Raw genomic sequence first — 10,592 nt, forward strand, 5'->3', positions numbered from 1 at the left:
CAGCTCCGACGGGCGTTAAAACAAATGCTATGCCTCCCGGACCATGTCGCGGTATTGGCTGGGGGTAACGCCTTCGTATTTTTTGAATATGCGGTTGAAGTAGCTTTGCTGGTAGCCTACTTTTTCCGCCACCTCGGTGATCTTTAGCTCGCTCTCCTTCAGCAGCTCCTTGGCGGTCGCCATCCGGATGTTCGTTAAGTAGTCGATGAAATTGATGCCGGTGATCTGCTTGAATGCACGGCTCAGCGTATATGGGCTTGTACCATACTGATCGGCGCATGATTCCAGCGATAGGTCCGTCATATACTTCTCGTTTAAGTACAGCACGACTTGCTCGACCATTTGCTTCAAGTGGAAATCCTGCTTGCTGATCAGCTCCTGCACGAACGAGCGCACGATCCGGTTGCGGAACCAGCGCAGCATGTCGTCCGGTCCCTTTTGCACACTGAGCTCATCGAACAGATTCGCGCCCGCAAACATATGCACCGGATTCATCCCGGAATGCATCATCGCGTTGAGCACACTGCCCAGCAGCTGCAGCATGCCTTGGCGCACGACGAGCTCTGCCCGTCCTTCTTGCGTTAGTTCGCCCAAAAACTGCTCGATCAGCGCGGCCGCTTCATCCTCCGAGCCCATGCGGATTGCATGCACGATCTCCTTCTCCAACGGAAACGGATAATGGAACTTACGCTGGGAATCCGTTTTGTCCAGCAGCTCGAGATCGATGATTTGGCCTTCCTCCGGCATATCCCGGTAGCTCAATGCTTGCCGCGATTCTTCGAACAAGTAAGGAATCTGCTTGATCTGCGACGTCATAGGGCTGAACGACACGGTGACGGACAGCTTGAGAATGCGGCGGATGACCTGGATCAGCTCCTCGCTCAGCTCGCGGAGATCGCTGCGCAGCCGCTGAGGCGCCACGTCCTCAGGCACCAGAATGAGCACGCCTATGCGCATATCGTGGAAATTGACGACCTCCGCCCCGTCGAGCCGCACCTTCGTCATTTCATCGATGATATTCGCAGCCGCGAAGGATACGAGCTCCTCATCGCCCGTAGAAAACCGTCCCTCCAGCGCCGACAAGCCGTGCAGCTGGATCATCATAGCGACGAACGAGCGTCCGTCCACCTCGCGCCCGTAATGCTTCAGCCGTTCGCGAATATCGCGCTCATGGTAGGAGAACAAATACCCCTGCACAAGCTGCAGCATGAAGCCTTCGCGGACGAGCGGCATCTGCTGCTCCACCTTGTCCTTCAGCGTCTCGCTTTCGCGGTTCAGCTCCAGCCAATGCTTCTCAATGAGCTCGAATTCATCCTTGCTGCCCGTGCGGAGCGCGCCGCGCGTTGAGCCGGACAGCATCTGAACCAGCCGATCCACCGGCGTGTACAGCCGATTGGAAGCGAGCCACGAGAACAGCAATGCCAGCACCAGACCGCCCAAGCTGATGAATACGATCAGCTTCGAGAGGAAGATGACAGGGGAGGTAATCGCTGTTAGCGGCGCCGCCGATAAGTATACCCACGTCATCCCTAGACGAGAGAACGTGCCGGAGGAAACGGAATACGTCGAGTTTTTATAGGTGAACAGGAAGGAATCGTTCTTCCCCTCCCGTTTCTTATATTCGTCTTGAATCGCCCGATCGAGCTCGCTTGGCTTATCGTCGCCGGTAATGGCCCAATCGCTGTCGCCTGGCATCAACAGGCTAGCACCTTCATTGTAAGGGGTGAGCGTGCGCAGCAGCTTGCTGAGCTTGGTTTTATCGAGCGTGGCCGTAAGCAGCCCGAATTGCTCCGGCATCCCGCCAGGCAGCTTGGTGACGAGCGTCAGCTTTTTTTCGCTGCCGTTAGCTGTGCTAGGGTCCGCATCGGTCCAGAAGATCGTCTTCTTCTCCTGCAGCAGCGCGTTATACCGCTCAATCTCCGCCGGATCGCTCATAAATCGATACTTCTCTTTTGTAAGCGTCAACATCCTAGGCTTGGTGAGAAACAGCTCCACTTGATTGATCAACGGATGCGACGATTCCAGCACCAGCATCGTCCGGTAGAGCTCCTGCACTTGGTCGTATTTATACACAAAATCGATATCCTTCAGCCGCTGGTCGAACTTCGGATCGAATGTCCAATGGGAGAATGTCATTTCCAGATACATCAGCTGATCGTCAATATTTTCTGCCCGCTGCTTGATTTGACTTTGGTGCAGACGCTGCAGCTCGTTTTCGATTTGGCTGGTCGCGGTCCAGTAGATCCCCATCCCGATGATGAGGCCCGGAATGCAGGCGATCAGCACAATCAGCGTTAGGCTTTTACGGTAAAAGCTGCGCCGGTACCCCCCGCGTTCCTCCCGCTCGCCGCCCAGGCGAAGCCATTTCTTCCACGTTTCTGTCATGCCGCACCTCCTGTTGCCCTGTTATGTCGAATGGCTTTTACATATTCCACACACAGACGCCGAATTCCTTTTCGGACTCCATGCCGGTTGTCGACGCCTTACATGCGAAGAGCCCGATTCGAGAGAAAAAATTTTCCCCCGAACCAGGCTTGGGACCGCATTCGTCGTATTCCTCTAGCCTTTGACCGAGCCGACCATCGCACCCTTGGCAAAATGCTTCTGCAAAAACGGGTACACGAGCAAAATCGGCAGTGTAGCGATGATGACGGCGGCCATCTGCAGCGTTTCGGACGGCGGTGCCACCGAGGACGTCGTGGAAACAGCCAAGTCGCTGTTGTTGGCGCTCAGCAGCATGTTTTGCAGCAGCACCTGAATCGGCCACTTCGAAGCGTCGTTGAGGTACAGCAGGGCCGAGAAATATTGATTCCAGTAGCCGACCGCGTAAAACAACCCGAAAGCAGCAAGAGACGGGAGTGACAACGGCAAAATGATGCGGAACCAGATCCCGATATCGTTGCAGCCGTCGATCTGAGCGGATTCCTCCAGCTCGACCGGAATGCTGTCGAAAAAGCTTTTCATCAGGATCACATTCCATCCGCTGGCTAACGCCGGAATGATCAGTGACCAGATGCTGTTAATCATGCCTAGTTCGCGCACGACCAGATAGTTCGGGATGATCCCCGGGCTGAACAGGATGGTCAGCAGGATGAGCAGCATGAACGTCTTACGGCCGCGCAGCCGTTTGCGGGACAATGAGTACGCGAGCGCCGCAGTGACCACGAGACTGCACGCAGTGCCTACGGTGGCGAGAAACCCGCTGTTGCCGAGCGAGCGCAGGAACGCTTTGGACGAGAGCATGTACTCATACGATGCGAAGGACCAGGTATGCGGGAACAGCACGAATTTTTTTTGCAAATATTCGGTTGGATCCGTGAACGATACGGCAAACACATAATACAGCGGGAAAAAGGTCACGATCGCCAGAAGCGCGAGCAGCAGCCCGTTGACGCTATCAAAAATTTTATCACCGACGCTTGTTTTCATCTGCTCACCCTCCTTAAAAGACGCCTTCTTCGCCGAATTTTTTGGCCAGCTTGTTGGAAATCAGCACGAGAGCAAGGCCCACAACCGATTTGAACAAGCCGGCGGCGGTGCTGTAGCTGAACTGCGCTTGCTGAATCCCGACGCGGTATACGTAGGTGTCGAACACCTCAGCTACCTTGGATACGGCACCATTGTACATCAGGAAAATCTGCTCAAAGCCGACATCCATAATATGACCGAGACGCAGGATCAGCAGGATGACGATTACACTGCGAATGGCCGGCAATGTCACGTGCCACATTTGGCGCAAGCGCCCTGCCCCGTCCATGCGCGCCGCTTCATACAGCTGCGGATCAACGCTGGCAATCGCCGCGAGGAACACGATCGTGCCCCAGCCGGCCTCCTTCCAGATCGATTGTCCGGTTACGAAGATCCAGAACAGGTTCGGGCTCGTTAGGAAGTCAATCCGTGCAAAGCCGGCGGACTCCAGCATTTTGTTCACGACCCCCTGGCCCTTGGCGAACAGCAGGAATGTGAGGCCTGCGATGATGACCCAGGACAGGAAGTGCGGCATGTAGACGATGGATTGCACTAAGCGCTTATAAATCGTGCTGCGCACCTCGTTGAGCATCAGCGAGACCACGATCGGCAGCGGGAAAAATAGCGCCAAATTCAGCAGGTTGATCGCCATCGTGTTGCGGAACAGCAGCATGAAATCCGGATTGGCGAAAAACCGCTCGAAGTGCATGAAGCCCACCCACGGGCTCTTCATGATCCCCATAAATGGAGAGTAATTCTGGAAGGCGATGATGACATTGAACATCGGTACGTATTTGAATACAAGGAAAAACAGCAGGCCTGGCAGCGCTAACAAATACAAGTATTTATCACGCCGCAGGTCCAGCCAAACCCGCGACTTGGCGGCTGGTCGTCGTTGTGGTCGCGGTGTCGTTGCGGCTTCAATATGTTCCATGCGCAGGCTCCTTTCAGGTTCGCCGGTCCGACGAACGAGGCTAATACGCCGTCATCGGACCGACTTCTGGATGTTATTACTTACACTCGCTCATAAACCGGCTTCACCTTATGCTCGGCATCATCGAAGTAGTTGCCTTCGAGCAGGCCGATCAGCGAAGAGGTGACGATGACTTCGATCGTATTGTCGCCTGCTTGCAGCAGCGAGCTCTCGCCCGTCCAGCGGTATGGCGCCCATGGCCTCACGCCGAGGCTTTGGCCGTTCAGGCGAACCTCCACCTCATCGTGGATGGTCCAATCCGCAAGCCGCAGCTCAAACTCCGGCGTGGTCGGCCGTTCGTCGACCTGCAGCGTGCGCTGGTAGGACAGCTTGCCGGCATAATACGGGAAGCCTGGGCAGAACACCTCCGGCAGCTCCGGCTGGGTCGCAGGCGCTGCGGTGATGACCGGCTTCGTAGTGTCGGTAAATGCGACGCCGAACGGTCCGCCGAGATAGAGGGCATCGACAACGCCATCCCAATCGTGTGCGACTTGCACTTCGACGGCGAGCTCATTGACGCCGGTCTGCAAGAAGGACGTGACGTCGCAGGCGATGTTGCGGTAGTCGTACACTTCGCTGCTGCGGAAATCGCTTCGCGTCAGCGCGTGGCCGTTAATGCGCAGCGTCCACTCGCCGGAGATGGCGGATGCATCCATGAATACGCTGCAGGACTCTGGCAGCGTATCGATTTGTACCTGCGTGCGGAACGTGCACGCCAGCGGGTACGCCATGCTGAGCTTCAGCGGCGTGCCGAACATTTGCCGGAAGGCGACCGGGAACTCCCGCTCGGCGGCGATGTCCTCGCATTGGTCAATGAAGGTTTTCACCTTGACCGGGATGCCTTCTTGCGCTGTAATGTCTCCGATGCTCAATCGGAAGTGGTCGAAGCGGACAGCATTCGGTGACAGCGCTTGGACCTGCCATTCTCCTTGCTTCGATACGGTAACTGGCGCTGCCTCCGGACGAGATTTGGCGATGGAGGCGGATTGCGCTTCGTTAGGCTGCGTCCACTCCACAAGTCTCGCTTGGTACGGCTCCAGCGGGAGCTTCACGCGCCAGAGACCGCTACCCTGCCGCTCAGCAGTCAGCGCGTACGCTTCGCCGGTCTCCAGATCCAGCTCGCGGAACGCCAGCGTCGCATCCGCGTCCAGCCCCGTCAGCAGCGCGGCGTCGACCAAGAGCTCGGCGCTCAGGAGCTCGCCCTCCTGCTGGCTGACGAACGCCGTGTAGCGGCCCTCGGCCAGCTGGCGCACCTGCAGCAGCACCGACTCGCACGGCTCGCTCGTCGCGTAGCGCACCGGCGCCGGCGCCACCGCCTCCAGCAGCTCCGTGAGCTGCTGCATGGTCGCGGCGAGGTCCGCCTGCCGCGGCACCCAGCTGGCGCGCTTCGCTCCGCGCCTGACAACCGCCTGCGCCCCATCGGCATTCGCCGCCGCAGCCCAATACTGGGCCCGGTGCTCTGCATCCGCGCCGAACAGCGCCAGCACCTCGCCCGGCTCGGGGCTGTCTTCCTCGATCCGCTCGTGCGGCAGCAGACCCAGCGCGATGACCGCGCCGCCTTGTGCTGCAAACTCGCGGATCACCTTCCACGCCCCTGCCTCAAGGTTCGTCATCGGCGGCAGTACCAGTGCCTCGTATGTCGCATGACCGATCACGAGGCGGTGGTTCTCGATCCGCGCTTCCGCAAGCATCTCCGGATCGAGGTGATCATAGTCGCGGCGCTGCTTCAGCAGATGAATGCTGATCGCATTCCAATCCTGCATCAGCCGAGCGAGCCGCTCCTTCTCGGCGCCATCCGCGCCGCCGTAGTGGAACCGGTGCATCGGGTTCGCCAGATGCCGCCACAAGGTGGTCGTCGGGTCGAGCACCGCGATGCGGATGTCGGCTGTGCCGGAGGCCATCAGCTGGCTGATCCGGCCGGTGTAATCGCCCAATTGGCGGAAATGTTCCCAATACGGATTTTGCAAAAACTGCGACGGCGGCGCGTCATGCTTCACCATCCCGTCCAGCGTGTAGAAGAACGCATGGAAGTTGAACATATTGACGCCGTACGCTGCCATGCGGTCGATCATCCATTTGGCATCCTGCAGGGTCATCGACCAGCCTACACTATGGAAGCACTCATCGAGAATGCGTGTCCGGCCGAGCTGGCGGGCAATCGACGTCGCCATCTTCGGATTGTCGCGGAAGCTGCCCGCGTAGCGGTTGAGAATCCAATCGAGCGACCGTCCCAGCTTCTCGTGTCCCGAATCGCCTCCCGGTATGTGGCTAAAGCGCTGGGTTGTCATGCGCATCGCCGGCACTTCCGCGATATACTCCAGTCCATGCGCCTCGCACCAGTCGTGCACCGGCTTGTGGTAGCAATCCACGATCAGCTCATGCGCGCTTTGATAAAAGTCATAGCGGATGCGCGCAGCATCCGGGTAATCCGTATCGTGAAGCGCTTGCAAATGATCCTTAAGCTCATATCCGCAGCGCTCACGGAAAAAGGCTGGCAGCTGCGGCGACCAAGGAATTTTGCCGAGATACCCGATTTCGTCCGTGAACATACCCCGAATCGTCGTACCGAAATACTCCCCAAAATGCTCGGCATATTTTTCGTGCGTAAGACGGATGAACGTCTCCATCGCTTTTTTGTTGCCCGGGTCGACGAAGGTACCGTAATATTTGAAGTCGTCAATTTCTTTTTCCATGGAAATGGAGATTTCCCACTCCCCTTGTGGCACGTCCCACACCAGCTTGTAAATCGTCCGGTAGGTGAAAAACCGTTTCTGGTTATACGCCGTCAGTCCCGCCTTCTGAAAGATTGGATCCGCTTGATAGTTCCCGATCATCTCGCGCACATCCACGGCCTGATCCCACAGTTTAGTGCCGTCCCCTCCAATAGGTACCGCTTTGGCGCTCAGGATCCGTGCCCACGGCAGCTCCAAGCTAAGCGCTGCTCCTCCTTGGACGCGTTCCACATGCTGCGTCAGCGTGTAATGCTTCGCCTCCGGCAGCTCGAGCGTGACTTCCCCGCCGGCGATCCCGCTCGGATACGGATATTCATCGTACAGCCATACCTCTAACCCGAGGCGTTTGGCACATTCGACCGCGACCCGCACCTTGGCGAACCAAGCATGCGATAAATAAGGGACGGTCAACCCTTGACGCGCACAAACAAAAAATCCGCCCAAGCCTTTGTCCGCCATCTCCTCAATTTGACGTTCAATTTGGCTGTCATCCATCTCTCCATTCCAAAACCAAAACGGCTGAATCCGGTAAGCCGCACCCGGCTGCTGAAACTCGCCCCACTCCATGTTAGAAGCTCCTCCTCGCAATTTGGAATTCTATGCTTTGACTATACGATTTGAGGGAGCAAGCGGCAATCGCATTCTTTTGATCAGGCCTTGCACGGGGTTTGCACTTTCTTGCAGCGCTTTGACTTTCTTGCTTGGCGGGCGGTAGAGTCACAAAATAGCCACATCCAAATGGCAACATTGTTAGGATGGGCCTCGTTTATAAGCTTGAAGTCATCAAAACATTGGTACATACAGAAAGGAAGCTTGATTATGAACTATCGGATGAACCAACGAATTGCAGCCATCGCTGCCCTGTCGATTTCTTTAATGGGAGGGTCCGCCTATGCCGCAGAAGCCACTCCACAGCCGATCAAAGCGATCGTCATTTCCGCACCGATGGCCCAAGAGCAGCTCCAAGTCACCGTGAACGGGGCCCCATTATCGGTTGGAGGCTTTAAACTGGCCGATGCAAAAGAGTCCATGCTCCCCCTTCGTTCTGTAGCTGAGGCACTAGGCTTCACTCTTACTTGGAATGCGGAAACGATGTCGGCCGACCTGGTTAAAGGCAACCTGCAAGCAAGCGTCGTCACTGGCGAAGATCGCTATGCTATGAATAAAATGTCCAAGCCGCTCGGCACCGCCTCTGCCCTTGTCGACAGCAAATTGTTCGTTCCCGCTGCGTTTGTCAGCGAAATGCTGCAAGCTCAAGTCAGTGTGAACGAAAGCACCGTTTCCATTTCATCGGCAGGCAAAATTAAAACCGCAACGACCAAAGGCATCATCACCGCGCTGCAAAACAAAGACGGACACCAAACCGTTCGCATCAATGGTGTAGGGACGGACGGGATCGTGCTGAACGTGAGCAAAGATACCCTCTTCGCGTCCGCCAACAGCACCGACACGACGGTTCAATTCTCGGATCTGACGATTGGGACGGAAATCGAAGTGGAGCATTCCATGGCTATGACGATGAGCCTGCCTCCGCAAACGGCCGCTTACTTGATTACCATCGTGTCCAAGCCGGAAGCAGCCGACTTCATCGGAACTTCGGGTTCGATTGAGGAAGTACGGACTAGCGAGGATGGCGTGACCAGCCTTCTGATCAAAGGCGCCGGCTTGACCGAGCAATCGCAATCCGCCATCGTACTGCAGCTGACGGACAAAACCTCGCTCGTGGGCAAGGACGGTCAACCGATTGACAAGAGCGTCCTGGTCAAAGGTGCAAAAGTCATCGGCTTCTACAACGGAGTGCTGACCAAGAGCCTGCCTCCGATCGGCAAAGCCGCCAAGATCGTGCTGCAAGCCTCGGCTGAGTAAGCTGTTATACAAGAAAGGGACCGCCTCTTTATTGGAAGGCTGTCCCTTTTTTTGAAGTGTGCAAAAATGTCCAATTGTCTGTTACTCCACCCTTCGCTACATTGGGGATAGCGGCAGCTGCTGAATAGCACGAACCGCATGACGAGCGAGGTGGATAACAGGATGATAAACGAAAAAGGAAAAGTATGGCCTTCCGAGGAGAAGCGTTACACGGATCCGAAGAGCGGCGTGGCGATTCGTCAGTTGACGAATTTTAAAGGACACAGCCGGCATTTATATTTTACAGAAAACGGCTGGTACGACGGCGGCAACAAAATCTTGTTCGTCTCAGACCGTCACAACTGCACCAATCTGTACAGTTTGGAGCTAGCAACGGGAGAAATCACCCAGCTTACGGAGCTTGGACCGGAGCACTCCGATCTAAGCGTTTGCTTAAATCCGTCGGGCACCCACGCTTATTATCGGATGGGTCAAAAAATCATCTCGCTGGATCTCTTAACACTGAAAGAGGAGCTGGTGTTCCAGGGGATGGAAGGCTTTAAGACAGGTCAAATCACCTGTACGGCGGATAACAGCTACCTGTTGGTGTCCTTATCTGAAGATTTCTCTAATCGGATTCGGCTCGACTTGACTAATGGCTATGTCGGCCACCAGGAGCTTATGGAAGCCAAGCCGCTGTGCCGTATTGCCCGGATCTCAACGCGTTCCGACGGCGGGTGGGAAATTCTGCATGAAGATCGTGCCTGGATCGGACATCTGAACGCTTCGCCAACGAATCCGAATTTATTGACCTTCTGCCATGAAGGGCCTTGGCATCTGGTCGATCATCGCATCTGGGGGATGGATCTATCCAACGGTTCGATCTGGAAAATCCGCGAGCGAAAGGAGCCCTTCGAGCTCGTTGGACACGAGTATTGGCATGAGGATGGCGTGCATGTGGGCTATCATGGCTTCAAGGCGGATCGTTCCGCTGGCTTTTTCGGCAAAATCCGTTACGACAATACGGAGCTGGAAGAAGTAGAGTTTGAATTCGTCAATTGGCATGCGCACTCTCAAGGCTTCGACCAAGTGGTTGTCGATGGCCGATTTCCACTAAACGATCTAATCTACTGGAAACGAATTAACGGAGTCTTTGGCCCACCGCGGGTGCTTTGTGAGCATCGCTGCAGCTTTCATTCGCAGTACGTCCACGCCCATCCGCGTTTCAGTCCGGACGGTCGACAGCTGCTGTTTACAAGCGACCGGAGCGGCTATGCCAATGTCTATTTGCTGGATCTGCCCGATGATCCGGAGACGCTTCCGTTATACGAAGGATAACAAAAGGGTGCCCCATAAGGCCAATGTCATTTAGTTAAGCTCAAAGACTAGACTGGGTATAAAAATGTAATCCGAAACGGCATGGGACAAAGTCCTGTGCCGTTAGTTTTTTTGGTTTAGTCAAGCAAAATGTGCACAGCAAACAAGCGGATGTCATATCCGCTTAAAAAATGTTCATTCGAAATGAATTATGCTACTCTGTAGACGAAGCTAACGGCTGATTTATATCGGATTTT

General features: G+C 55.7%; 6 protein-coding genes. 2 read left to right on the plus strand and 4 right to left on the minus strand.

Features of this window, described 5'->3' with window-relative positions; genetic code table 11:
- Nucleotides 1-27 precede the first annotated feature (27 nt).
- The 4 genes from FPZ49_RS16640 to FPZ49_RS16655 form a co-directional block, all read right to left on the minus strand.
- Nucleotides 28-2,385, minus strand: coding sequence for an AraC family transcriptional regulator (locus tag FPZ49_RS16640; RefSeq protein ID WP_144848773.1), 2,358 nt, complete (start codon nucleotides 2,383-2,385; stop codon nucleotides 28-30).
- A gap of 174 nt (nucleotides 2,386-2,559) precedes the next feature.
- Nucleotides 2,560-3,429 (minus strand): carbohydrate ABC transporter permease, encoded by an 870-nt coding sequence (locus tag FPZ49_RS16645; RefSeq protein ID WP_144848776.1) that lies wholly within the window; start codon nucleotides 3,427-3,429, stop codon nucleotides 2,560-2,562.
- A 13-nt stretch (nucleotides 3,430-3,442) separates the two neighbouring features.
- On the minus strand, nucleotides 3,443-4,402 hold the full coding sequence (locus FPZ49_RS16650) for an ABC transporter permease (RefSeq protein ID WP_144848779.1): 960 nt from the start codon (nucleotides 4,400-4,402) through the stop codon (nucleotides 3,443-3,445).
- A gap of 80 nt (nucleotides 4,403-4,482) precedes the next feature.
- Nucleotides 4,483-7,740 (minus strand): glycosyl hydrolase, encoded by a 3,258-nt coding sequence (locus FPZ49_RS16655; protein WP_144848781.1) that lies wholly within the window; start codon nucleotides 7,738-7,740, stop codon nucleotides 4,483-4,485.
- A 252-nt stretch (nucleotides 7,741-7,992) separates the two neighbouring features.
- Here FPZ49_RS16655 and FPZ49_RS16660 point away from each other — a divergent pair, with 252 nt between their 5' ends.
- Entirely contained in the window at nucleotides 7,993-9,039 is a 1,047-nt protein-coding gene (locus tag FPZ49_RS16660; RefSeq protein ID WP_144848785.1) for a copper amine oxidase N-terminal domain-containing protein, read from the plus strand.
- A gap of 162 nt (nucleotides 9,040-9,201) precedes the next feature.
- Nucleotides 9,202-10,356, plus strand: a complete 1,155-nt coding sequence (locus tag FPZ49_RS16665; RefSeq protein WP_144848788.1) for an oligogalacturonate lyase family protein — start codon at nucleotides 9,202-9,204, stop codon at nucleotides 10,354-10,356.
- Nucleotides 10,357-10,592: the final 236 nt, after the last annotated feature.

The organism is Paenibacillus cremeus, assembly GCF_007786445.1.
In the GTDB taxonomy this organism is placed as follows: Bacteria; Bacillota; Bacilli; order Paenibacillales; family NBRC-103111; genus Paenibacillus_G; species Paenibacillus_G cremeus.